Below are 22,117 nucleotides of genomic sequence, written 5' to 3' on the forward strand. Positions count from 1 at the left end.
GACGAGCCGCGGGAGAGAGCGCCCCACCTACTTGTCCGGCCCGATTTCCATGCTAGGTTGGCCATACAGATGGGGATGGAGTCCCCCGATAACCGCCCGCCGGTCGATGACCGTGGTGGGCTGATGACTCCTGCTTGAGGAGGGGCAAACTTTGGGCCTCTGCCTTCGGCGGGAGCATGGACAAACCCGCCGATGGCGGGTTTTTTGTTGTCTGGCGACGAAAGCCGGGAGAAGGCGAAGACGTGACGACGACGACACCGAATGCTGCACGTAGCGCCCTACCCAGGGGGATCTGGGTGCTCGGCTTCGTCTCGATGCTGATGGACATCTCCTCCGAGATGATCCACGCGCTCCTGCCGGTCTATCTCGTCACCGTGCTCGGCGCTTCCACGCTCACCGTCGGCTTCATCGAGGGCATCGCGGAGGCGACGGCCTCGATCACCAAGATCTTTTCCGGCGCATTGTCCGACTGGCTCGGCCGGCGCAAGCTGCTCGCAGCGCTCGGCTACGGGCTCGCGGCCTTCACCAAACCGCTGTTCCCGCTTGCCCCCAGCGTCGGATGGCTGGTGGCGGCGCGCTTCATCGACCGCGTCGGCAAGGGCATTCGCGGCGCGCCGCGCGATGCGCTGATCGCCGATATCGCGCCTCGCGGCCTGCGCGGGGCGAGCTTTGGCCTGCGGCAATCGCTCGACACCATCGGCGCCTTCGTCGGACCGCTCGTGGCGATCGGCCTGATGTGGTGGACCGCTGACAATTTTACCGCGGTGTTCTGGGTGGCGGTGCTGCCGGCCTTCTTGTCGTTCGGCTTGATCGCGTTCGCGGTGAGCGAGCCGGAGCCGGATCCGAGCCGGGAGCCTGCAGGGAATCCGCTCAATCTCGCCGCGATGCGGCAGCTCGGCACGGTTTATTGGCGCGTCGTGGCCGTCGGCGTCGTCTTCACCCTCGCGCGCTTCAGCGAGGCTTTTTTGATCCTGCGGGCACAGAATATCGGGCTCAATGCGATGTGGGTGCCGGCGGTGCTGGTGCTGATGAACATCGTCTACGCGCTGTCGGCCTATCCGGCCGGCGTGCTCTCGGACCGGATCAACCGGACCGGCCTGCTCGCGCTCGGGCTCGTTTTCCTCGCGTGTGCCGATCTTGCGCTGGCGCTGCTGCCGAGCCTTGGCGGACTCGCACTCGGCGTCGCGCTGTGGGGGCTGCATATGGGACTGACGCAAGGCCTGCTCTCGGCCCTCGTCGCCGACGCCGCGCCGCCCAGCCTGCGCGGCACCGCGTTCGGCTATTTCAACCTGTTCACCGGCCTTGCCTTGCTGGCCGCGAGCGTGATCGCCGGCGCGCTGTGGGACGCCTATGGTCCGGCAGGAACGTTCTTTGCGGGGCTCGGCTTCGCGCTGGTCTCGCTCGTGGGACTATTGGCCGTCGGCAACGGTCTGGCAGCGGAGGACAAATGAGGATGAGAGGTCGTTCGTCGTGCTGAGCGGAGCAATCGCCATCATGGTCGGCAGCGTGCTCGGCGGCTGCGCACGCTATTTCGTTTCCGGCGTGATCGCGCGGCGGCTGGGCGAGACGTTTCCGTGGGGCACCATGACCATCAACGTCACCGGTGCCTTCCTGATCGGCATTTTCGGCGCGCTGGCGACCCATCCCGGCTCGGCCTTCGCCGCGCCCAATCCGTGGCTGTTCGCGGTGACGGGATTTCTCGGCTGCTACACCACGGTGTCCTCGTTCAGCCTGCAGACGCTGACGCTCGTGCGGAGCGGCGAACCGATGCATGCGCTCGGCAATGTCGTGTTCTCGGTCGGGCTCTGCCTTGCCGCCGTCAGCTGCGGTTTCCTCCTTGCGGACGGTCTGGGAGGCTAACGCGATGGCATTTGTCGAAGCGTTGGCCAGGCCGCGGCTTCACCTCGCCCCGCTTGCGGGGAGAGGTCGGAATCTGCGTGAAACGCAGATTCCGGGTGAGGGGGACTCTCCGCGAGTCCAACTGCCACCTCCCTCGTGGAGAGCCCCCCTCACCCCGACCCTCTCCCCGCGCGCGGGGAGAGGGAGAAGGGCTAGAGGCCGATGAACTCTCCCGCCGAGCGCTGGCGCACTGCGATGCTTTACGGCTGGGTTGCTGTCGGCAGCATCGTCGGCGGGCTGACGCGCTATCTCGTCGGGCTCGCGCTCGACACCGGGCCGGGCTTTCCCTTCGCGACGCTGTTCATCAACGCAACGGGCTCGCTGATCATCGGCTTCTACGCGACCTTGACCGGCCCCGACGGCCGTCTGCTGGCGCGGCCCGAGCACCGGCAATTCGTCATGACCGGGTTCTGCGGCGGCTACACCACCTTTTCGACCTTCAGCCTGGAGACCTTCCGCCTGTTCCACGGCGGCATGAGATACACCGCGCTCGCCTATATCGCGGCGTCGGTGATCTGCTGGCTGGTGTCGGTGTGGGCAGGCCATATGATGGCGAGCCGCTACAACCGCTTGACGAGGAACTGACCATGCAAATCCCCAATCAGGCAGTTTCGCTCCGGATCTTCATCGGCGAGAGCGACCATTTCGACGGCAAGCCGCTTTATGAAGCGATCGTGATGACCGCGCGCGAGCGGCACCTTGCCGGCGCCACCGTGCTGCGCGGCCCCATGGGCTTCGGCAAATCGAGCCGGCTGCATACGTCGAAGATCCTGCGGCTTTCTGAAGATTTACCGCTCTTGATCGAGATCGTCGACAGCGAGGACAACATCAACGCATTCCTGCCCATCCTGGATGGCATGATGTCGAGCGGGCTGATCACCTTGGAGAAGGTGCAGGTCCTGCAATATGGTGCGAAGGCCGCAGGCTGATCGCTGCGGCGGGGAACTCGAGCCCGCCGTGTCCGGGAGGCGGAATGAACAATACTGTCACCAAGCCGAAGACGCGGACCAGGACCAAGGTCGAGCGGCCGAAGCTGCACAAGGTCATCCTGATCAACGACGACTACACGCCGCGCGAATTCGTCACCATGATCCTGAAGGCCGAATTCCGCATGACCGAGGATCAGGCCTACAAGGTGATGATCACTGCGCACAAGCTCGGCGCCTGCGTCGTCGCCGTGTTCACCAGGGACGTCGCCGAGACCAAGGCCACCCGCGCCACCGACGCCGGCCGCGCCAAGGGCTATCCGCTGCTGTTCACGACGGAGCCGGAGGAGTAGCGGCGCTATCTGCCCGCTTCGGGTCAATTTTAGCGATCCGCGCTACCGCAGGTTCAATCTCCTGTGTCACCACAACGCGATGACAGTCGCACTGCGCAAACAGCTCGCGCTCGAGCCCGCCCGCCCCGAAACCTCGTTCGGTCCGTTCAAGCTCCTGCATGCCCTGCCCTGGCTGATCCTGGCGGCTGCAATGCGGGTGATCGCGTTCGGCGGCGGCGCCGTGGCACTGCCGGCCATCATCGTTTCCGACATTTCGGTGCTGCTGGCGTTCTTTGCGACGGCACGACAATCGATCGAGGCGGCCGGCGGCCAATCCTCGCTCGGCACGCTGACATTGGGCGACCAGTTCAAGCTCTCCTTCTCGATCCTGTGGCGGATCATGCTCGTGACGATCGCTGCGGCGCTCAGCGCCGCAGCGATCGGCTATGAGGCTTCGTATCATCTGATGGCAGGCCTCGACGGCATGGCATTCGACCAGTTCACCCATCCCGGTCGATTCTGGAGCGCATGGATCGCCGCACTCGTGCTGCTCATGATCGTCCGTGCCGAGCGCGACGACGGCAACGTCGCCCTGTTTGCCGCCATAGGCGAATTCGCGCGGCGCGGACTGTGGCTCGGCGCCGCCGTCATCGTCCTCGGCAGCGTCAACGTCGCCCTCGCCTATGGACAGGAAGCGGTGCGCAGCGCGATCTGGAATTTCTGGCAGACCTCGTCGGCGACCCAGTTCAGCAAGAACCTGATCTATTTCGTCTTCATCTTCAGCTTTGCCATGCTGCGGCTGTGGATCACTCTGACGATCCTGACGCTTGGGCTGAGGCAGTCGTATGTGCGCGCTGACTAGTTCCGCCGACGGTGCCGTCCGCTAGGCCATCACAACCGGCGTCTCCTCGCCGAGCCCGTACACGCGCTGCGCCTTGGAAAATCCCGCGATCGGAAACTCGCCGAGCTCGCGCCAGTCGTGGCGGCAGACATTGGCAAAACCTTCCGAGGCAACGACGGTCCGCCCCAGGCGGCCCGTGATCTTCTCGAGCCTTGCGGCAAGGTTCACGGCGGGACCAATGCAGGTGAAGTCGAGGCGGTTGCCGCCGCCGATATTGCCGTAGAGGATGTTGCCGACGTGCAGCGCGACGCCGAAGCGGAAGCGCTCGACGGCCTCGCCAACCGGAAAGGTCAGCGCCTCGACGCTGGCGCGGGACTCGCGCGCCGCTTCCAGCACGCGCGTGCAGACATGGGCGGCATCGCCGACATATTCGTCGATCGGGAACACAGCGAGCAGGCCGTCGCCCATGAATTTCAGCACTTCGCCGCCATGGCCGCGGATCGCGGTGACCTGACAGTCGAAATAGTGATTGAGGATCTCGACCACGGTCTCGGCCGGCAGCCGGTCCGACAGCGCGGTGAAGCCGCGCAGATCCGACAGCCAGATCGCGGCCTGCATGGTGTCGTTGTGACCGCGGCGGATCTGCCCGCCGAGGATGCGCGCGCCGGCGCGGTTGCCGACATAGGTGTCGAGCAGCATCTCGGCGGTGCGGCGCAGGCTGATGATCTCGCTGACGCGCGCCAGCGGCGTCACGATGGAGCGGATCGCCGCGATGTGGTCGTCGGTGAAGCCGCCGGGATGCCGTGTCACCCAGCTCGTCGCGTGGACCGAGCCGTCGAGAAACGGCATCGGCACCGCGATGTAGTCGGTCGCTCCTTCGGCGCGCAGGTCGTCGAGGATCGGAAACCGCTTGTTGTCGGGATCGCCGATGCGCCCCCTGACTTCGATCCCCTGCTCGAACACGATGCGGAGCGGGCTCGCGGCGAATTCGGGCGTATCGAGGATCTCGAAATCGACGGTGCCGACCTCGACCTCCTCGCCCTGCCGCCAGATGAAGTTGCGGCCGAAGATCTCCGGATGCAGCGTGCGGATGAAGATGCCGAACCGCCACAGCGGCAGGCCGGCGTCGACCAGATGCTCGCAGACGTCCGCGATCATCTCGGCCGGGGTGCCTGACGACCGCGCGCCGTCGATCAGCCAGTTGGTGATGCGCTGGAGCTCGGAGCTTTGCATGCCCGCATTTGCGGACGAAGTTGTAGCGCCGTCAAGCTGCGCGGTGGGCTAGTACCGCGACATCAACGCCCCACCTGCCCGCGATCGCGCAAAAAGTGGTCGGCGAGCACGCAGGCCATCATGGCTTCGCCGACGGGGACGGCGCGGATGCCGACGCAGGGGTCGTGACGGCCTTTCGTGAAGATTTCGGTCTCGGCCCCCTTGCGATCGACGGTGAGACGCGGCTGCAGGATCGACGAGGTCGGCTTCACCGCGAAACGCACCACCACCGGCTGCCCCGTGGAGATGCCGCCCAGCACGCCGCCGGCATGGTTGGACAAAAAGCGCGTGCCGTCATTGCCGGTGCGCATCTCGTCGGCATTCTCCTCGCCGGTCAATTCCGCCGCGCCGAAACCGGCGCCGATCTCGACGCCCTTCACCGCGTTGATGGTCATCATCGCGCCCGCCAGATCGGAATCGAGCTTGGCGTAGATCGGCGCGCCAAGGCCGGCCGGCACGCCTTCGGCGACCACCTCGATCACCGCGCCGATCGAGGAGCCGTTCTTGCGGATGCCGTCGAGATAGGTCTCGAAGAACGCGGCCTTGTCCTTGTCCGGGCAGAAGAACGGATTTTTGGCGATCTCGTCCCAGTCCCACTTCGCACGGTCGATCTTGTGCGGGCCGATCTGCACCAGCGCGCCGCGCACCTTCACGTCGGGCAGCACCTTGCGCGCGATGGCACCGGCGGCAACGCGCGTCGCGGTCTCGCGCGCCGAGGAGCGGCCGCCGCCGCGATAATCGCGCAGGCCGTATTTGGCTTCATAGGTGAAGTCGGCGTGACCGGGCCGAAACTTGTCCTTGATCTCGGAATAGTCCTTGGAGCGCTGGTCGGTGTTCTCGATCAGGAGCCCAATCGGCGTGCCGGTCGTCACCTGCACGCCGGTCTCCGGATGCGCCATCACGCCGGAGAGGATCTTGACCTGGTCCGGCTCCTGGCGCTGGGTGGTGAAGCGCGACTGGCCCGGCCGGCGGCGATCGAGGTCCTGCTGGATGTCGGCCTCGGTGAGCGGGATCATGGGCGGACAGCCGTCGACCACGCAGCCGATTGCCACCCCATGGCTCTCGCCGAAAGTGGTGACGCGGAACATGTGGCCGAAGGTATTGAAGGACATCGCTGCTCGCTGGCTCGGTTCCGGCGTGTGGTAACGCGCCCTCGATGGAGGGTCAAATGCGTACCACATTCGTCATGGCCGGGCTTGTCCCGGCCATCCACGTTCTAGCTGCCGCGAGCGCGAAAGTCCGTGGATGCCCGGGACAAGCACGGGCATGACGGCGGAGATTGCGGCGGCACCGTTAGCTATGCTTCTCCAGCCGGCCGTCGCGGAACACGTAGACGGCGCCCTGCTCGATATAGAGCTCGGCGGCACTGACGGGGGTCTCCAGGCCGAGTGACACCATCAGGGCCCGGCAGGTCCCGCCATGGGCGACCGCGACGATGTCGGTCCGCAGCTGGTCGTACCAGGCGCGAACGCGGACCTGCACGTCGGCATAGGTCTCCCCGCCGTCGGGGCCGACCGTCCATTTGTCGGCGAGGCGCCTGGCATAGACGCCGGGATCCTTCGCCTCGCTCTCGGCCAACGTCAGACCTTCCCAGACGCCATAGCCGATCTCGCGCAGGCGATCGTCGAGCGCGTAATCCGCCACCGGCAGCTCTAACTTGGCGCGCGCGAGTTCCATGGTCTGGCGCGCACGGCCGAGCGGGCTCGACACATAGGGTAACGCCGCCTTGTCGCGGCCCTCGCGCTTGAACAGATCGGCGAGAATGCTGCCGGCCTGCACGGCCTGACCACGTCCGCGCGCGTTCAGCGGAACGTCCTTGGTGCCCTGAAGCCTCCCGAGCGCATTCCACTCGGTCTCACCATGGCGAAGGTAATAGATCGTGGGCACGGGCATTCCGGATTTGAGGCTAGTCCTTGCCGCCGAACGAGATGTCCGGCGCGTCCGGGCGCTTCATGCCGAGCACGTGATAGCCGGAATCGACGTGATGCACTTCGCCGGTGACGCCGCGCGAGAGGTCGGAGAGGAAATACAGCGCACTGCCGCCGACGTCCTCGGTCGACACGTTGCGCCGCATCGGCGCGTTGGCCTCGTTCCACTTCAGGATATAGCGGAAGTCGCCGATGCCGGACGCCGCGAGCGTCTTGATCGGACCTGCCGAGATCGCGTTGACGCGGATGTTCTTCTCGCCGAGGTCGGCGGCGAGATAGCGCACGCTGGCCTCCAGCGCCGCCTTGGCGACGCCCATCACGTTGTAATGCGGCATCCACTTCTCGGCGCCGTAATAGCTGAGCGTGATCAGCGAGCCGCCGTCGGTCATCAGCTTCTCGGCGCGCTGCGCCACCGCCGTGAACGAGTAGCAGGAGATCAGCATCGACTTGGAGAAATTCTCCTGCGTGGTGTCGACGTAGCGGCCGTCGAGCTGTTCGCCATAGGCGATCGCGTGCACCAGGAAGTCGATCTTGCCCCATTTCTCCTTCAGCACCGCGAACGCGGCATCGATGGTCGCGGCATCCGTGACATCGCAATGGCCGAGCACGAGACCGCCGATCTCGGCGGCGAGCGGCTCGACGCGCTTCTTCAGCGCATCGCCCTGATAGGTAAAGGCGAGCTCGGCGCCGGCGGCGTGGCATGCCTTGGCGATGCCCCAGGCGATCGAGCGGTTGTTGGCAACGCCGAGGACCACTCCGCGCTTTCCTTGCATCAGACCCGAATTCTGCGCCATTTTTGAACGTCCCGTCGAACTCTTGGTGAGGTCTGGAGGTACACCAGCCCTCCCCTGCGGTACAGCCCTAATACGCTGCGTTAACGCTGTTTCGAGCGCCGGAATAGCCGTTCCGTTCGGGTGTTATGATCGCTATAGGCGCTCGCGCCTGATACCAGGACGTCAAGACCGCAATGAGTGCGTTTCGCCAGAGTGTGGAAGCCATGATCCCGGCGTTGCGCCGCTACGCCCGCGCGCTCACGCGCGACGCGGACGCGGCCGACGATCTGGTGCAGGACACGCTGGTGCGAGCACTGCGTTCGGAGCGATTGTTTCTCGGAGGCGACGTCAGGAGCTGGCTCTACACGATCCTGACCAACCTCAACAAGAACCGGCGGCGCTCGCTGGCGAGGCGGCCGCAGTTCATGCAGCTGACGGAGAACAACCCGGATGCCAGCGGCACCGAAGCCGAAGGACGCGACATCGAGAGGGCGCTGGCGACGCTCGTCGAGGAGCAACGCTCGGTGTTGCTCCTCGTGATGCTGGAAGGCATGAGCTACCGCGAGGTCGCCGACATCCAGGGCGTGCCGATCGGCACCGTGATGTCGCGCCTCGCCCGTGCCCGCGCCCACGTCAAGGCCTCGCTGGAGGGCGAGCGCCCGACGCTCAGGCGGGTGAAATGATGGCAGGGTTGATGCATCGCGTGTCATCCGCCAGCAGCATGAAGATGAGCTACGCGACGTCGAGCTTTGAACGACATTTAAGGCCACAGAGCCAGAGACGATTGATATGAACGACCGCAATATCCCAGTGACCGAGGACGAACTGCACGCCTATGTCGACGGCGAGCTGCCGGCCGAGCGCCGCGCCGACGTCGAGGCCTGGCTCGCCGCCCATCCTGAAGAGGCCGAGCGCGTGCAGTCCTGGCGCGCCATGGCGGAGATGCTGCACGCCCGCTACGATGCCGTCGCCCAGGAGCCGGTGCCGGCCCGGCTGGAGCTCGAGCGGCTGGAACGCCGCCCGCGGCAATGGCTCTATGGCGCCGCGGCGGCCGTGCTGGTCGCCTTCGTCGCCGGCGGCGCCGCCGGCTGGGTCGGGCATGGCGCCGCCAATGCCCCCTCCACCTTCCGGAGCTTTACCGCGGACGCGCTCGACGCCCACCGCCTCTATGTCGTGGAGGTCCGCCACCCCGTCGAGGTCGGCGGCAATGAGCGCGACCACCTGCAGGCCTGGCTGACCCGGCGCTGCGGCTGGACCGTGTTCGCGCCGAACCTGGAGGCGAGCGGACTGAAGCTCGTCGGCGGCCGGCTGTTGCCGGGACCGAACGGTCCGGCCTCGTTCCTGATGTATGAGGGCGCCTCGGGCGAGCGCTACACGATCTACACCGCCAAGACCGAGAATGGTGCGACGCAAATGCGCTACGCCAAAACGGACAAGGACGGCGCGCTGTTCTGGGCCGAGCGCGGCGTCGGCTACGTCGTCAGCGGCGGCGGTGATCGCGACCGGCTGACCCGGGTGGCGCAGGCGGTGTATGATCAGGCCGAGAAAAACGGCACCTAGACAGCCGCTCGAGGGCGGTGCCTAGATTCCGTCATTGAAAATTTGGAATGAAGACATCGGCGCGTCTCATTATCGCACCGGATGATCACGCGAAAATGAGCAGCGTTCGATCCGCCGATCGACGCGGGCGGCCTCGATTGGGGTTTTTGGTACCGCGCTGGTCCCCCTCTCGAGGCCGCACCTTTTTATCGGCTGCCCCGCCGGGCAACCGACACGTCTCGAACGTCAGCGTCGAAGCGCGAGCCGCGCTTCAGGCGTATGTTGAGCATCATCCTTTTGGGAAGAGAATGCTCCGATCGTCGGGATGACTCGGCTAGCGCCCTAGCCGAGCCCGCTACGTGGATTGTAGGGGTGTTGGTCCCGCCACTTCTCCATCAATGCTTCAAGCTCGGCGTCGTTCCCGTCCGGTAGCATAATCCTGATGGTGACGAAGAGATCCCCGGTTCCGCCAGATTTCGGCAATCCCTTACCTTTGAGGCGGAAGGTCCGGCCACTGGAGGTATTTTTCGGAACCGAAAGCTCCACGGCATTGCCGAGGGTGGGCACGCGGACCTTGGCTCCGAGCACCGCCTCGTAGAGCGTCACCGGCAGATCGATCCGCAAGTCGGCGCCCTCGACCTTGAAGTGGGCGTGCGGCGCGATGTTGATGGTGATCAGGAGATCGCCGGGCGGATGGCCCTGCGCGGACTCGCCCTGTCCCCGGAGCCGGATCTGCTGGCCCTCAGTGACGCCGGCCGGAATCTTGACGTTGAGCTCCTTGCCTGTCGGCAGCCGGACGCGCTTCTCGCCGCCCTTGACCGACTCTTCCAGCGAGACGGACATGGCGACATTCACGTCGAGATCGAGCCCGACGCCGCCGGTGTCGAATTCGAACTGCCCGGCGCCGCCGGCCCCAGGCCGGGCGCCGCGCATCCCGCCGCCGAACATGCTGTTGAGGATATCCTCGAACGCGCCGCCGCCCTGGCCGGGGCCGCCGCCGGAGCGGAACGTATAGCTTTCGAACCCGCCGGGGCCGGCGCGGCCGCGCGGCCCGCCACCGCCCGGAAAACCCTGGAAGCGCGGCTTGCCGTCGGCGTCGATCTCGCCGCGGTCGAACTGCTTGCGCTTGTCCTCGTCGCCGATGATCTCGTTCGCCGAGTTGATCTCGGAGAAGCGTTCGGCGGCCTTGGGGTCGTCCTTGTTGCTGTCGGGATGATGCTTCTTGGCAAGCTTGCGATAGGCGCTTTTGATCGCGGCAGCGCTGGCGCTCCGCGGCACCCCCAAGACCTCATAGGGGTCGCGCATCCGTCACGTCTCCTTCAAGAAATCGAATTGTTCAAAGGGCTCCCCGCCCCACCTGCAATCCATGTGGGGAGAGAGTGGCATTTTTGCAACTAGGGGCGCGCGCCGAATCCTAGCTCCGCCACGGCTTTAGCGTATGAATCTCCCAACGGCCACGGGTGCTTTGGCAGCCGGCGCCCTGGAGCCAGCTTTCGGTCGCCCCGTTGACGTAGCTCGCCAGGAAATCGCGGCATTTGCGGCCGTCCTCGGCGGCATAGGACTGCGCGATCGGCGTCACCGAACCGCGCGCGCCGGTCTCCGGATTCTCCCAATGCTGGCTGGAATCCCTGTCGCCCTTGCTGAGGACGTCGGAGGCGGCGTTGCGGGCGAAGGCGAGATCGGTCTCGGTCGGCGGGGCGTCCTTCGCCGGCCGCGCGATCGAACCGGTGAGGTCGCTGTCGTCGGCCTTGGCGTAGGCACTCTTGTCATTGCGGGAAAAGCTGCATCCTCCGGCACCGAGCCCGATGAGAATGATCGTCATGACAAAGCCGGACGGCCGGATCGCCGATAGGCCAACGCGTCCCCATGCCCTATATAGGGCGGTAGCGGACGACAACGCGTTTTGGGCCGCGGGACGCAACTCGGACTCCAGACATGACCGACACGACCTCGATGAAACACCAGACACCCTTAACATCCGGTGATTTCACCGCCGCCGACGAGCCATTTGCATTGTTCGAGGCCTGGCTGAACGAGGCGATCAAGAGCGAGCCGAACGATCCGAACGCCATGGCGCTCGCAACCGTCGACCCCGACGGCTTGCCTGACGTGCGCATGGTGCTGATGAAGGGCTTCGATACCGAGGGTTTTGTCTTCTACAGCCACATCGCCAGCCAGAAGGGCCGCGAACTCGCCGCAAATCCTAAGGCAGCGTTACTTTTTCACTGGAAGTCGCTGCGCCGTCAGGTCCGCATCCGCGGCAACGTGACGCCGGTGACCGAGGCCGAGGCCGACGCCTATTTCGCCACCCGGCCCAAGCAGGCCCAGATCGGCGCCTGGGCGAGCAAGCAGTCGCAGGAGCTGGAAAGCCGCTTCGCCTTCGAGCAGGCGATCGCGAAGGTCGCGGCCAGATACGTCATCGGCGAAGTGCCGCGGCCGCCGGGCTGGAGCGGCTGGCGCATCACGCCCTCGCGGATCGAGTTCTGGCACGACCGCCCGTTCCGCTTGCACGACCGCATCGAATTTCGCCGTGACGCGGCGGGCCAGAAGTGGTCCAAGACGCGGATGTACCCCTAAGCTTTAGGCCGACCTGAAAGATGTCCATGCCGCATTCGTCCAATGCGCCGCGCCGCACACTGCTCCTGACCGGAGCAAGCCGCGGCATCGGCCACGCCACCGTGATCCGCTTCTCCTCGGCGGGTTGGCGCGTCATCACCTGCTCGCGGCATCCGTTTCCGGAGGACTGTCCGTGGGACGCGGGGCCCGAGGACCACATCCAGGTCGACCTCGCCGACCCCGCAGATACCACGCGCGCGATTTCCGACATCCGCAACCGGCTCGAAGGCGGCACGCTGCATGCGCTGGTCAACAATGCCGCGATCTCGCCGAAGGGCGCGGGCGGCTCCAGGCTCGGCTCGGTCGACACCGATCTCGACACCTGGACGCACGTCTTCCATGTCAACTTCTTCGCGCCGATCATGATGGCGCGCGGGCTGATCGAGGAATTGAAGGCGGCCAAGGGCTCGGTCGTGAACGTCACCTCGATCGCGGGCTCGCGCGTGCACCCGTTTGCGGGCGCCGCCTACGCCACGTCGAAGGCCGCGCTCGCATCGCTGACGCGCGAGATGGCCTCCGATTTCGGCCGCGTCGGCGTGCGCGTCAACGCCATCGCACCGGGCGAGATCGACACCTCGATCCTGTCGCCCGGCACCGAGAAGATCGTCGAGCAGCAGATCCCGATGCACAGGCTCGGCACGCCCGACGAAGTGGCCAAGATCATCTACGTGCTGTGCACGGACACCTCGTCCTACGTCAACGGCGCCGAGATCCACATCAACGGTGGCCAGCACGTGTAGTCCGTTCGCGTCATTGCAGTGACGCAACAAGGGCGACAACCTCGCTCTCTCGTGTCCCGGACGCGTTGCGGCACGCAGTGACGCTGCGCAGAGCCGGGATCCAGGGGCGGCTCGGCACGCGGCGAGGTGGGCCCCGGCTCTGCAGCGCACCGTCCACATGGACGATGCTTCGCATCGCCGGGATGACGCTGCGCTGCGTCCGGGGCACGAGAACGGAGTGTGGCGCACATTGCGATGCTCCAGTGCATATCCCAGCTGCAGTGCCGTAGGGTGGGCAAAGGCGCGTAGCGCCGTGCCCACCAATTTCTCCAACATCACGATAGAAGACGTGGGCACGCTGCGCTTTGCCCACCCTACGATATCGAGTTTGTGGCACGCAGCTCAAGTAGCAGACACGGCATCGCGGCCTCGCGGCGCAATTCGCCCGAGCTTTGCCTGGTCTCGCTACCCTCTAAATCCAAGAGGGCGCAGGGAAGGCCGGGTGCTGGCTCGCACCCGCGGTCCGCTGCGCGAAAAGCACACGCAGAAAGAACCGCACAGCAGCATACAGGTGGTGCCGATCACTCGGCCTTCCCTGCGCAGTGGCTGGACGGCTTATGCCGTGATCTCCCGGGAGCCGACCATTCCTTCTGGCCTCCCTCGCCGTTCGAATTGACGATGCCGTCCACCCGGTTGGGCTCGCGCGCATCTTCGAACAGCTTGACCGTAGCAACGACGGCCAGGACCACACGGTTTTGCCGTACGCACGGCCCGCCATTTCGCCGCAGTTTTTCCAGCCCTGTCGACGAAGCCGGAAACATACAGACGAGACGAAGCCTAGCAGCGCCGTCGTCCGCACGAAGCCTCGGGCTCACAGGGACACCCCGCCCTGCCCGCACCTCTCGTGCCGACGCTGCCGCGTCCACCGCAAGCCCGGCTCGCGATGCGTGACGACACATGATCGCCCCTCTTGGTGAGCCGGGATGGGCAACACATACGCCGAAACCGAATTTCGGTAAAGTGGAATATTTTTGGCGGGATGGATTGACAGAGCGCGACACAGGCCCCGTTTTCGGCTGGATGGGCGGTTCAGTCGCTCTCTAGCGCACCCGCCAATCGGACGTCACAGCCGATTGTCCTGAAGAGAAAGGGAAGCAAGGCGATCCAGACAACGCCGCCGCAAGACCTGGATCGCCCTCGCCTTCCGTTCCTCAATCGATTCGAATCCGACGTGACCTGTCGCGCGGCCGCGGAGCGGCCGTGCTGAATGCGGTCGAGCAGTCGTCGTCGTTCTCACCGTCGAGCAGCGGAGCACCACAGTGCCGGCACATGCGTGCCGACATCGACGACGCCTTGCCGCTCGCCAGGACCTGACGATAGTTCGCCAGGTCGATGACGTTGCGGGGCGACGTTATGTGTTTTTCAACCATGGTTGTTCCTCGCGGCTACGCACTGCTTATCGCAGACAAGTTTCGCGCAAACGTTCAGCCCACCGCTCAAATTTTACCGGAGGAATTGCGGCACGGCGAACACATCACGGCGCGGCCTCAATCCCGATCTATTCTGCGACACGATTCACCGTGTCTGTACGACCGGCGTAAGGTCTCGGTAGCTATTTTCCGAGCGCGACGAGATCAGAGCCACTTCTTCCACTTGAAGAGCCAGTACGGAAGAATCGCGGCGACAAGCATCATCACCAGCGCCATCGGATAGCCGTGCGCCCATTCGAGTTCCGGCATCATCTTGAAGTTCATGCCGTAGATCGAGGCGATCAGCGTCGGCGGCATCAGCACGACGGCCATGACCGAGAACAGCTTGATGATGTTGTTCTGCTCGAGATTGACGACGCCGAGCATGGCATCGAGCACGAAGGTGATCTTGCTGGAGAGATAGGAGGCGTGGTCGGTCAGCGAGGAAACGTCACGCTGCATGGTCTTGAGCTGCTCGCGCATGTCCTTCGACCATTTCACGCCCTCCACCACCGCCGAAAGGAAGGTGACGACGCGGCCGATCGACACCAGGCTCTCGCGAACCTTCGAGGTCAGATCGCCTTTGCGGCCGATCGAGATCAGGATCTGGGAATACTGCTTGGCGTGACCGTGGCGCTCGCTCTCGGGCTCGAAGATGTCGTGGCTGACCTGGTCGATCTCGGCGCCGCAGCGCTCCAGGATGTCGGCGCAGCGGTCGATCACGGCGTCCAGCAGTTCCATCAGCACCATCTCGCCGGTAATGGAGGGCGTGCAGGAGCGGGCGAGCTTGGCCTCGACCAGGGCGAACGGCTTCGGCAGGTCGTAGCGCACCGTCACCAGGCGGTGGTCGCCGAGGATGAAGGTCACCGCCGTGGTCCGGGGCATGTCGGTATCGGAGTGGCACATCAGCGTCGCGGTCATGTAGCGGGCGCCGTTCTCGATATAGAGACGGCTGGAGATCTCGATCTCCTGCATGTCTTCCCGGGTCGGGATGGCGATGCCGGCGAGCCGCTCCACCGCCTTGTCCTCAGCCGCGCTCGGGTTGACGAGATCGATCCAGACCGCGCTTTCTGGCAACGCGGTAAGATCTTCGATGACAACCTTCTTCAGGACGGACTCTGAGGGAACAAACACCGAAAACATGCACGACTCCAGAGAACCTGCGACAGAATGACAGCCCTTAGCGCGATTCTGACAAGTTCACGATGACAACCACATTAACGGAGCGTTGGCATTTGTGGCGGTGCCATGGCTCAACTGTGGCACGAACTCGACAGTCCGGCCCCCTTTGGCCCAAAAATCTTCACGGGGCCGCAAAACTTGCGGCAGAAAAGCCACAGCTTGGGTCTCGCAGCGCGGGATAAGGCCTTCAGTGCTGGAATTGTGGCAGATTTCAACGATAATGGGATTAACGGAGTCGAGGAACTTGGGCGGTAAGCTCAGGCCTTCCGCACGGTATTGTTTTGATTGGAACCAAATCATGTCGTCGCTGAAAGTTAAGTTGGGAATTCTGGCCGCCGGCCTGATGCTGTCGGGCTGCATGCAGGCCACGCATTTCGAGGCGACCGACACCAAAGCCTTCAAGCCGAAGGATAAGGAACTGCTCGCCAAGGTTCGGTACGAGAACACCCCGGTTGCGGAGCCGTTCCGCCGCGCCATCGTCCAATACCACCGCAAGGAATCGCCCGGCTCGATCGTGGTCGATTCCGACAATCACTACCTCTATTACGTGCTGGATGGCGGCAAGGCGATCCGTTACGGCATCACCGTTGGCGAAGAGGCCATGGCCTGGTCGGGCATCGCCAAGGTGGGCAGCAAGACCGAGTGGCCGGCCTGGCACCCCACCCCCGGCGAAATTTCGCGCCTGGGCGTGCCGACCTATGTCGCACCTGGCCCGGACAATCCGATGGGCTCTCGCGCGATTTACCTCTATTCCGGCGGGAAAGACACGTTGTTCCGCATCCACGGCACCAACCAGCCGGAATATATCGGCGCCTCGATCTCGTCGGGCTGCATCCGCCTGACCAACGAGGACGCGATCGATCTCTATGACCGCGTCAAGCTCGGCACCCTCGTCGTGGTGCTCGAGCCGAAGCACGGCGATTCGCCCTACAATTCGCGGCTGGCGCTCGGCGGCAGCCAGACCGGCCAGGCGGGCAGCTACTGATCGCCTGCTGATCTCTGAGATCCAAAAGCGCCGGTTTCACCGGCGCTTTTTTGTTGCCGACTTGCGCGGCTGGGACTTGCTGCCTTCGGCCGCCGGCTTTTTCGCAGTCGTCCGTTAAGAAGCCGGATTGATCGAGGCTGGCCGGGCGAGCGTGCGCCATAGCTGGGCCAGGAACAGGCACAAGAGATATCTCAGCCAGGCGAGGATGCGGCGGAAGTTGTGTCCGACGGCTGAGAGGACGACGTTGGCGGCATCGCCGGCGCGGCCTTTGAGGTAGCAGCGCCCGAGGTGGCCTTCCGCCTTCAGGTGTCCGATGATGGGCTCGATGGCGGAGCGGCGGCGCAGCTCGCGCTTGATGACACCGAAAACGCCGCGCTTCTGGCCGGAGATGAAGACGCGACGGGGATTTTGTGCGTCGTGGCCGCGGTATCCCTTGTCGACATAGGCCCGCTCGATCGGACAGCCGGTGAGTGTCTCGGTGCGGTCAATGACGTCCCGCAAGGTGTGACCGTCGTAGGGGTTGTCGGGCAGTGCGCTGGCGTGCAGCACGAACAGGCCACCGGGAGCCCGGCGGTTGTTGGTGACGATGGAGGCCTTCACGCCGAACTCGTAAGGCGCGCTGGCCTTGCCCTTGCCGATGCACTCCACTTCCGGGGCATGGAAGGAATAGAGCTTCCAGCCGCGCTGGCGCTGCTGCTGCGAGCGGATCTGCGTGGCCCGGCCGAGCGGGAGGGCGAACGCCTGCTCCAGTGCTGGCTGGCCTTCGATCTTGCGGCGGATGTCGCGGATGATCCGGCCCAGCCGGCTACGCAGGATACGCAACTGCCGCTGATGCCGCCTGAACTGTTTGGCATGGGCGTAGCGGCCGGCCATCATCGCGGCGGCCTTGGCGATGCGAGCATAGGATTGCCGCAGCCTGACGCCGTGCCTGATCGCCAGGCGGTTGAGCCCCTTGATGGCCGCATGCAGCAGCTTGGCATCGGTCGGAAAGGTGATGGCCTTCGGCTGCACCGTGGTGTCGACCGTAACCCGCTTGAGGTCCTGGCTGCGTAATGCACCGGCCTCGTGCGCTACCCGCAAGCTCTCGGCCAGCAGCAACTCCAGCTTGTCGCCAAGCCGCTTGCGCCAATGGCTCAGGTCCGAGCGCTCGTGCGGGAACGTGTGCTGAAAGAACTCTTCCCCGGTGAAGAACTGGAAGTATGGGTCATGGACCCAGCGCTCGCACACCTCCTCATCGGACAGCCCGTAAATGTGCTTGAGCAACAGCAGACCGATCATGAAGCGCGTCTCGATCCCGGGCCTGCCGTTCTCGCTGTAGAGCGGCGCGATCTCGCCGTCGATCCAGTCCCAATCGACCTTGCCGGCGAGCAGAACCAGCTCGTGCTTCATATTGATGATCTGGTCGAGCCGAGCCCGGAACAGATCGTTCGATCCCGTCGTCTTGTGCTTCTTCGGCCGCATCGTTCCCTCCGATGCAGACAAGGAATCATGCTTCCCGCTTCGAGGGAATCCACGAAAACCAAATCGCAAGGTTCTGACGCCCAAAGCATCAAAACCTTGCAATCTGGAAATGCCCCTTAGCCCAAATCGAGATTCCCGATCAGTGGCTTAGTCCTTCTTCACGGACGACTTCGCAGGCGCCGCGGACTTCTCCACCGCCTCGTCGTCAGCTCCTTCCTTTTCTTCAGGCTTGGCCTCGGGCTTGGCCTCGGGCTTGACCTCGGGCTTGGCCGCGACCTCGCGCGGTGGCGCCTCCTCGGGGCGTTCCGCCGGCAGCAGCGGGGCGACCTGCGGCAGGGGATCCCAGACGTTCCACTGGCAGATCCGGTAGTCGTTGCGCCGCTGCGCCAAATCCAGATGGATATGGTCCTCATGGTACCAGTCCGAGCCCGGGCCGAGCACGGTGGAAAACCGCGCGCAGACCGAGTGCAGCACGCGCTCGCGCACCTCGCGCGACATGGTGCGGTCGGTGAGGCCGATTGACTGCCCATTGGCCAGCTTGATGCCGCGGACGTCGAGGGCGTTGGCCTTGCCGTGCTCAGACAGCAGCGCGCCGACGACGCGGTTGCGTCCGCGGCACTCGAACGAATCGAAATTGTCGAGTTCGCCAATGGTCGAGCCGAGGCTGGTGGCCAGCGGCGCCATGTCCTTGCGCAGCCAATCGGCGATCGCCGACGCCATGGTGCAGCGAAGGATCGCCGCCGGCTTGACCGTCACCTTGCGCTTGTCCGGCAGGACGACGGCTTCCAGCCGCACCAGATCCTCGCCGCCACAGGCGCCGGGGCCGCGGATATCCGGAATCGAGGGTGCGATCGCGATCTCCTCGGTCAGCGCGAGACGGCAGGCCGAGACCGGCTTCTGGGCCGGTACCGCAGCCTCGGCGGGCTTGTCGGCGCCGGGCTTGTCCGCCGAAGGCTTGCCGTCCGCCTCCGGCGGGGCCTCGTCCGATGCCTTGGGCGCCTCCTCGGGGCGCGGTCGCGGCAGCGGGATCCTGGCGGAATGAACCGCGGGGCGCGGCCGTGGTGCGGCGATACCGAAGATATCCAGCGGGGACGTATATTTTCGCGCCTCTGCCCTCTCGGCGAGCACGAGCGACAGCCCGAGCACAGCGGTAACCATTGCCGCGCCAGCGGACATATAGCCGCGACAAGACCATTTGCGGCGAAAGTCCGGCAGGCTAAAACTCATGACAATTCTTTGGCCCAACGCTGAGAGCGACAACGCGCCCAGCGACTTCTCGGAGGAACGTCGGAATGCTTGGTTTGATGCAAGATTGGCCCCTGCTCTGCCACCGGATCATCGAACACGCCGCCAAAATTCATGGCAAGCAGGAGGTGGTTACTCGCTCGGTCGAGGGACCGATCCATCGCACCAATTACGCCGAGATCCACAAGCGCGCGCTCAAGGTCTCGCAGATGCTGGAGCGCGACGGCATCAAGCTCGGCGACCGTGTCGCAACGATCGCCTGGAACACCTGGCGCCATCTCGAGGTGTGGTACGGCATCATGGGGATCGGCGCCATCTGCCATACCGTCAATCCCCGCCTTTTCCCCGAGCAGATCGCCTGGATCATCAACCATGCGCAGGACCGCATCGTGATGACCGACATCACCTTCGTTCCGGTCCTGGAGAAGATCGCCGACAAGCTGACGAGCGTGGAACGCTACGTCGTGCTCACCGACAAGGCGCACATGCCGCAGACGACGCTGAAGAATGTGGTCGCCTACGAGGACTGGATTGCGGAGGCCGACGGCAAATTCAAATGGAAGGACTTTGACGAGAACACGGCAGCGGCGATGTGTTACACGTCGGGCACGACCGGTGACCCGAAGGGTGTGCTGTATTCGCATCGCTCCAACGTGCTGCATGCGCTGATGGCCAACAATGTCGACGCGCTCGGCACCAGTGCGTCCGAGACGATGCTGCCGGTGGTTCCGCTGTTCCATGCCAATAGCTGGGGCATCGCCTTCTCCGCGCCCTCGCAGGGCACCAAGCTGGTCATGCCCGGCGCCAAGCTCGACGGCGCCTCGGTCTACGAGCTGCTCTCGACCGAGAAGGTGACGCACACCGCCGGCGTGCCCACCGTGTGGCTGATGCTGCTCCAGCACATGACCGCCAATAATCTCAAGCTGCCGGACCTGAAGATGGTGATCTGCGGCGGCTCGGCGATGCCGCGCTCGATGATCAAGGCCTTCCTCGACATGGGCTCGAACGTGCGTCACGCCTGGGGCATGACCGAGATGAGCCCGATCGGCAGCGTCGCGGCGCTGAAGCCACCGTTCCAGAACGCCACGGGGGATGCGCGGCTCGACGTGCTGCAGATGCAGGGCTATGCGCCCTTCGCGGTCGAGATGAAGATCACCGACGATGCCGGCAAGGAGCTGCCCTGGGACGGCAAGACCTTCGGCCGCCTCAAGGTCTCCGGCCCTGCCGTCGCCAAGGCCTATTACCGTGTCGAGAGCAGCATCCTCGACGAGGACGGCTTCTTTGATACCGGCGACGTCTCGACCATCGACGAGGACGGCTACATGCGGATCACCGACCGCTCCAAGGACGTGATCAAGTCCGGCGGCGAGTGGATCTCCTCGATCGACCTCGAAAACCTCGCGGTCGGTCATCCGGCCGTGGCGGAAGCTGCCGTGATCGGCGTGTTCCACCCCAAATGGGACGAGCGGCCGCTCCTGATCGTGCAGCTCAAGCAGGGTCAGCAGGCCACCCGCGAGGAGATCCTCAAATACATGGACGGCAAGATCGCCAAATGGTGGATGCCCGACGACGTCGCCTTCGTCGAAGGTATTCCGCACACCGCCACTGGCAAGATCCTGAAGACGGCGCTGCGCGACCAGTTCAAGGATTATCGCTTCCCGAACGCGGCGGCGTAAGCGCGCTCGGGGCCACCCTCCCCTGGAGGGTCCGGGACGAGCGGAGCTCGCCCGTGGGTCGGCTCACATGAAGCGAAGCGCAATGTGAGACGGGGTGGGGTGATCTCTCCACACGGTCACCGCCTCAAATGGAGACACTGTCACCCCACCCCGCTCGCGCTCCGCGCGATCGACCCTCCCCCTCCAGGGGAGGGTAAGTCCCTTGAATTTGCCCCCGCGCCGTGGTCTCAACGGCCCATCGTCGCGCCAGATCGGCCGGCATCGCCAACCCCGGCAGAGCTCACTCGATGGCCCGCAGGTTTTCCGCTCCCTATCAGTCGGAGCCCGTGTCCAGCCTCGCGAGCTGGGCGCGCAATCTGGCCGTGTTCGCGGTGGTGGCGGTGGTGGTCTCGATCATCATCGTCCGCTTCGATTTCCTGGAGCCGAAGCCGGCGCTCGCGACCTTCTTCGGCGGGCTCGCGATATCGGGCCTGTCGATCCTGTTCGGGCTCGCCGGCTTTGCCGCGATCTGGCAGAACGGCTCGCGCGGCATGGCGCGCATCCTGCTCGCTTTGCTCATCGACGGGGCGATCCTCGCCTATCCCGCCTATCTGGCCTTGCAATATCGCAAGCTGCCGGCGATCTACGACATCACCACCGACCCGATCGATCCGCCGCGTTTCGACGCGCTGGCGCGCCTGCGCACCGGCGAGGGCACCAACACCGCGGTGTATGCCGGGCTCTATTCGGCGGAGCAGCAGCGCCATTTCTACCCTGATATCGAGCCCGTCGAGCTCGAGATTTCCGTCGACCGCGCCTATGCGATCGCGCTGCAACTCGTCAACAAGCGCAAATGGATCGTCATCGACGAGCGCGCACCGCAGCCGCCGCGCCGCATCGGCCGTATCGAGGCGGTGGCGCGCACGCCGATCATGGGTTTTCGCGAGGACATTTCGATAAGGTTCGTGCCGGACGGCGATGATTCCCGCGTCGACATCCGCTCTGCCTCGCGCAATTTCGACAGCGATCTCGGCAGCAATGCCGCGCGCGTCAAGAAATTCATCGACGATCTCAACACCGCCGCCGATGCCGACGCGCTCAAGCCGGTGAAGAAGACGCCGGTGGCGCCGCCGAAGGCGCCGGCAAAGACGGTGAAGAAATAGCTGGCTGTCATCCGGGGCGTGCGAAGCACGAACCCGGAATCCATCGGGCGGCGGAGTTTGTCGATGAATGGATTCCGGGCTCTCGCTTCGCGAGCCCCGGAATGACGGCGAA

23 protein-coding genes and 1 riboswitch are annotated in these 22,117 nt (G+C 64.8%); of the genes, 13 read left to right on the plus strand and 10 right to left on the minus strand.

The window, feature by feature from the left end:
* The first annotated feature begins 62 nt into the window (after positions 1-62).
* A riboswitch (Fluoride riboswitch) is annotated at positions 63-140 on the plus strand.
* 102 nt (positions 141-242) lie between these two features.
* The 6 genes from CIT37_RS29790 to CIT37_RS29815 all read left to right on the plus strand — a co-directional run bounded on the left by CIT37_RS29790 (position 243) and on the right by CIT37_RS29815 (position 4,019).
* On the plus strand, positions 243-1,451 hold the full coding sequence (locus CIT37_RS29790; RefSeq protein WP_028144195.1) for an MFS transporter: 1,209 nt from the start codon (positions 243-245) through the stop codon (positions 1,449-1,451).
* 19 nt (positions 1,452-1,470) lie between these two features.
* A complete protein-coding gene (gene crcB, locus CIT37_RS29795; RefSeq protein WP_028144194.1) occupies positions 1,471-1,860 on the plus strand; it encodes a fluoride efflux transporter CrcB in 390 nt (129 codons plus the stop codon).
* A gap of 201 nt (positions 1,861-2,061) precedes the next feature.
* A complete protein-coding gene (gene crcB, locus CIT37_RS29800; protein WP_038950557.1) occupies positions 2,062-2,484 on the plus strand; it encodes a fluoride efflux transporter CrcB in 423 nt (140 codons plus the stop codon).
* A 2-nt stretch (positions 2,485-2,486) separates the two neighbouring features.
* Positions 2,487-2,828 carry a putative PII-like signaling protein gene (locus tag CIT37_RS29805; protein WP_028144192.1) on the plus strand — a complete coding sequence of 114 codons (342 nt, stop codon included), beginning with the start codon at positions 2,487-2,489 and terminating at the stop codon, positions 2,826-2,828.
* A gap of 44 nt (positions 2,829-2,872) precedes the next feature.
* Entirely contained in the window at positions 2,873-3,178 is a 306-nt protein-coding gene (clpS, locus tag CIT37_RS29810) for an ATP-dependent Clp protease adapter ClpS (protein WP_038950558.1), read from the plus strand.
* Between the two features lie 79 nt (positions 3,179-3,257).
* Entirely contained in the window at positions 3,258-4,019 is a 762-nt protein-coding gene (locus tag CIT37_RS29815; protein WP_174719464.1) for a hypothetical protein, read from the plus strand.
* A gap of 21 nt (positions 4,020-4,040) precedes the next feature.
* Here the strand turns inward: CIT37_RS29815 and CIT37_RS29820 are convergent, their stop codons facing one another.
* The 4 genes from CIT37_RS29820 to fabI all read right to left on the minus strand — a co-directional run bounded on the left by CIT37_RS29820 (position 4,041) and on the right by fabI (position 7,992).
* On the minus strand, positions 4,041-5,231 hold the full coding sequence (locus tag CIT37_RS29820) for an adenylate/guanylate cyclase domain-containing protein (RefSeq protein ID WP_095426428.1): 1,191 nt from the start codon (positions 5,229-5,231) through the stop codon (positions 4,041-4,043).
* Positions 5,232-5,293: 62 nt separating this feature from the next.
* Complete coding sequence (gene aroC, locus CIT37_RS29825) at positions 5,294-6,382, minus strand: chorismate synthase (protein WP_095426429.1); 1,089 nt, start codon at positions 6,380-6,382, stop codon at positions 5,294-5,296.
* Positions 6,383-6,563: 181 nt separating this feature from the next.
* Positions 6,564-7,163 carry a histidine phosphatase family protein gene (locus CIT37_RS29830; protein WP_028144188.1) on the minus strand — a complete coding sequence of 200 codons (600 nt, stop codon included), beginning with the start codon at positions 7,161-7,163 and terminating at the stop codon, positions 6,564-6,566.
* Between the two features lie 13 nt (positions 7,164-7,176).
* Positions 7,177-7,992: an enoyl-ACP reductase FabI gene (fabI, locus tag CIT37_RS29835; RefSeq protein WP_092259949.1), complete on the minus strand. Its 816-nt coding sequence runs from the start codon at positions 7,990-7,992 to the stop codon at positions 7,177-7,179.
* 173 nt (positions 7,993-8,165) lie between these two features.
* On the opposite strand from fabI, the gene CIT37_RS29840 reads away from it, so the two are divergent.
* Together CIT37_RS29840 and CIT37_RS29845 are read left to right on the plus strand one after the other, a co-directional pair.
* A complete protein-coding gene (locus CIT37_RS29840) occupies positions 8,166-8,654 on the plus strand; it encodes an RNA polymerase sigma factor (RefSeq protein ID WP_028144186.1) in 489 nt (162 codons plus the stop codon).
* 106 nt (positions 8,655-8,760) lie between these two features.
* A complete protein-coding gene (locus CIT37_RS29845; RefSeq protein WP_028144185.1) occupies positions 8,761-9,531 on the plus strand; it encodes an anti-sigma factor family protein in 771 nt (256 codons plus the stop codon).
* Between the two features lie 321 nt (positions 9,532-9,852).
* On the opposite strand, the gene CIT37_RS29850 is transcribed toward CIT37_RS29845, so the two are convergent.
* Complete coding sequence (locus CIT37_RS29850) at positions 9,853-10,815, minus strand: DnaJ C-terminal domain-containing protein (protein ID WP_028144184.1); 963 nt, start codon at positions 10,813-10,815, stop codon at positions 9,853-9,855.
* Positions 10,816-10,924: 109 nt separating this feature from the next.
* Positions 10,925-11,332, minus strand: a complete 408-nt coding sequence (locus CIT37_RS29855) for an RT0821/Lpp0805 family surface protein (RefSeq protein ID WP_161966502.1) — start codon at positions 11,330-11,332, stop codon at positions 10,925-10,927.
* A gap of 113 nt (positions 11,333-11,445) precedes the next feature.
* Here CIT37_RS29855 and pdxH point away from each other — a divergent pair, with 113 nt between their 5' ends.
* Both pdxH and CIT37_RS29865 read left to right on the plus strand, forming a co-directional pair.
* Positions 11,446-12,087 carry a pyridoxamine 5'-phosphate oxidase gene (gene pdxH / locus CIT37_RS29860; RefSeq protein ID WP_018322567.1) on the plus strand — a complete coding sequence of 214 codons (642 nt, stop codon included), beginning with the start codon at positions 11,446-11,448 and terminating at the stop codon, positions 12,085-12,087.
* 26 nt (positions 12,088-12,113) lie between these two features.
* Positions 12,114-12,866: an SDR family NAD(P)-dependent oxidoreductase gene (locus tag CIT37_RS29865; protein WP_028144182.1), complete on the plus strand. Its 753-nt coding sequence runs from the start codon at positions 12,114-12,116 to the stop codon at positions 12,864-12,866.
* Positions 12,867-14,056: 1,190 nt separating this feature from the next.
* Here CIT37_RS29865 and CIT37_RS29870 read toward each other — a convergent pair.
* Both CIT37_RS29870 and CIT37_RS29875 read right to left on the minus strand, forming a co-directional pair.
* Positions 14,057-14,275, minus strand: a complete 219-nt coding sequence (locus CIT37_RS29870; protein ID WP_038972668.1) for a hypothetical protein — start codon at positions 14,273-14,275, stop codon at positions 14,057-14,059.
* Between the two features lie 204 nt (positions 14,276-14,479).
* Positions 14,480-15,457 (minus strand): magnesium transporter CorA family protein, encoded by a 978-nt coding sequence (locus tag CIT37_RS29875; RefSeq protein ID WP_028144018.1) that lies wholly within the window; start codon positions 15,455-15,457, stop codon positions 14,480-14,482.
* A 337-nt stretch (positions 15,458-15,794) separates the two neighbouring features.
* On the opposite strand from CIT37_RS29875, the gene CIT37_RS29880 reads away from it, so the two are divergent.
* Positions 15,795-16,481 (plus strand): L,D-transpeptidase, encoded by a 687-nt coding sequence (locus CIT37_RS29880; protein WP_018321707.1) that lies wholly within the window; start codon positions 15,795-15,797, stop codon positions 16,479-16,481.
* A gap of 114 nt (positions 16,482-16,595) precedes the next feature.
* Here CIT37_RS29880 and CIT37_RS29885 read toward each other — a convergent pair whose 3' ends face one another.
* Complete coding sequence (locus CIT37_RS29885; protein WP_011084757.1) at positions 16,596-17,942, minus strand: IS5-like element ISBj5_B family transposase; 1,347 nt, start codon at positions 17,940-17,942, stop codon at positions 16,596-16,598.
* A gap of 147 nt (positions 17,943-18,089) precedes the next feature.
* Entirely contained in the window at positions 18,090-19,169 is a 1,080-nt protein-coding gene (locus tag CIT37_RS29890) for an extensin family protein (protein ID WP_095426975.1), read from the minus strand.
* Positions 19,170-19,234: 65 nt separating this feature from the next.
* On the opposite strand from CIT37_RS29890, the gene CIT37_RS29895 reads away from it, so the two are divergent.
* Positions 19,235-20,863, plus strand: a complete 1,629-nt coding sequence (locus CIT37_RS29895; protein ID WP_038950567.1) for a fatty-acid--CoA ligase — start codon at positions 19,235-19,237, stop codon at positions 20,861-20,863.
* Positions 20,864-21,150: 287 nt separating this feature from the next.
* Positions 21,151-22,005, plus strand: coding sequence for a DUF1499 domain-containing protein (locus CIT37_RS29900; RefSeq protein ID WP_028144022.1), 855 nt, complete (start codon positions 21,151-21,153; stop codon positions 22,003-22,005).
* The last annotated feature ends 112 nt before the right edge of the window (positions 22,006-22,117 follow it).

It is taken from the genome of Bradyrhizobium ottawaense, from assembly GCF_002278135.3.
Taxonomy (GTDB): domain Bacteria; phylum Pseudomonadota; class Alphaproteobacteria; order Rhizobiales; family Xanthobacteraceae; genus Bradyrhizobium; species Bradyrhizobium ottawaense.

Bases quoted from the DNA above. Each gene is read 5' to 3' on its own strand.
- CIT37_RS29850 (WP_028144184.1), bottom strand. From the start codon at position 10,815: ATGCGCGACCCCTATGAGGTCTTGGGGGTGCCGCGGAGCGCCAGCGCT.
- CIT37_RS29815 (WP_174719464.1), top strand. From the start codon at position 3,258: ATGACAGTCGCACTGCGCAAACAGCTCGCGCTCGAGCCCGCCCGCCCC.
- clpS (WP_038950558.1), top strand. From the start codon at position 2,873: ATGAACAATACTGTCACCAAGCCGAAGACGCGGACCAGGACCAAGGTC.
- CIT37_RS29885 (WP_011084757.1), bottom strand. From the start codon at position 17,942: ATGCGGCCGAAGAAGCACAAGACGACGGGATCGAACGATCTGTTCCGG.
- CIT37_RS29830 (WP_028144188.1), bottom strand. From the start codon at position 7,163: ATGCCCGTGCCCACGATCTATTACCTTCGCCATGGTGAGACCGAGTGG.
- CIT37_RS29845 (WP_028144185.1), top strand. From the start codon at position 8,761: ATGAACGACCGCAATATCCCAGTGACCGAGGACGAACTGCACGCCTAT.
- CIT37_RS29840 (WP_028144186.1), top strand. From the start codon at position 8,166: ATGAGTGCGTTTCGCCAGAGTGTGGAAGCCATGATCCCGGCGTTGCGC.
- CIT37_RS29875 (WP_028144018.1), bottom strand. From the start codon at position 15,457: ATGTTTTCGGTGTTTGTTCCCTCAGAGTCCGTCCTGAAGAAGGTTGTC.
- fabI (WP_092259949.1), bottom strand. From the start codon at position 7,992: ATGGCGCAGAATTCGGGTCTGATGCAAGGAAAGCGCGGAGTGGTCCTC.
- CIT37_RS29900 (WP_028144022.1), top strand. From the start codon at position 21,151: ATGGCCCGCAGGTTTTCCGCTCCCTATCAGTCGGAGCCCGTGTCCAGC.
- pdxH (WP_018322567.1), top strand. From the start codon at position 11,446: ATGACCGACACGACCTCGATGAAACACCAGACACCCTTAACATCCGGT.
- CIT37_RS29880 (WP_018321707.1), top strand. From the start codon at position 15,795: ATGTCGTCGCTGAAAGTTAAGTTGGGAATTCTGGCCGCCGGCCTGATG.
- CIT37_RS29820 (WP_095426428.1), bottom strand. From the start codon at position 5,231: ATGCAAAGCTCCGAGCTCCAGCGCATCACCAACTGGCTGATCGACGGC.
- CIT37_RS29870 (WP_038972668.1), bottom strand. From the start codon at position 14,275: ATGGTTGAAAAACACATAACGTCGCCCCGCAACGTCATCGACCTGGCG.
- CIT37_RS29890 (WP_095426975.1), bottom strand. From the start codon at position 19,169: ATGAGTTTTAGCCTGCCGGACTTTCGCCGCAAATGGTCTTGTCGCGGC.
- CIT37_RS29805 (WP_028144192.1), top strand. From the start codon at position 2,487: ATGCAAATCCCCAATCAGGCAGTTTCGCTCCGGATCTTCATCGGCGAG.
- CIT37_RS29855 (WP_161966502.1), bottom strand. From the start codon at position 11,332: ATGACGATCATTCTCATCGGGCTCGGTGCCGGAGGATGCAGCTTTTCC.
- crcB (WP_038950557.1), top strand. From the start codon at position 2,062: ATGAACTCTCCCGCCGAGCGCTGGCGCACTGCGATGCTTTACGGCTGG.
- aroC (WP_095426429.1), bottom strand. From the start codon at position 6,382: ATGTCCTTCAATACCTTCGGCCACATGTTCCGCGTCACCACTTTCGGC.
- CIT37_RS29895 (WP_038950567.1), top strand. From the start codon at position 19,235: ATGCTTGGTTTGATGCAAGATTGGCCCCTGCTCTGCCACCGGATCATC.
- CIT37_RS29865 (WP_028144182.1), top strand. From the start codon at position 12,114: ATGCCGCATTCGTCCAATGCGCCGCGCCGCACACTGCTCCTGACCGGA.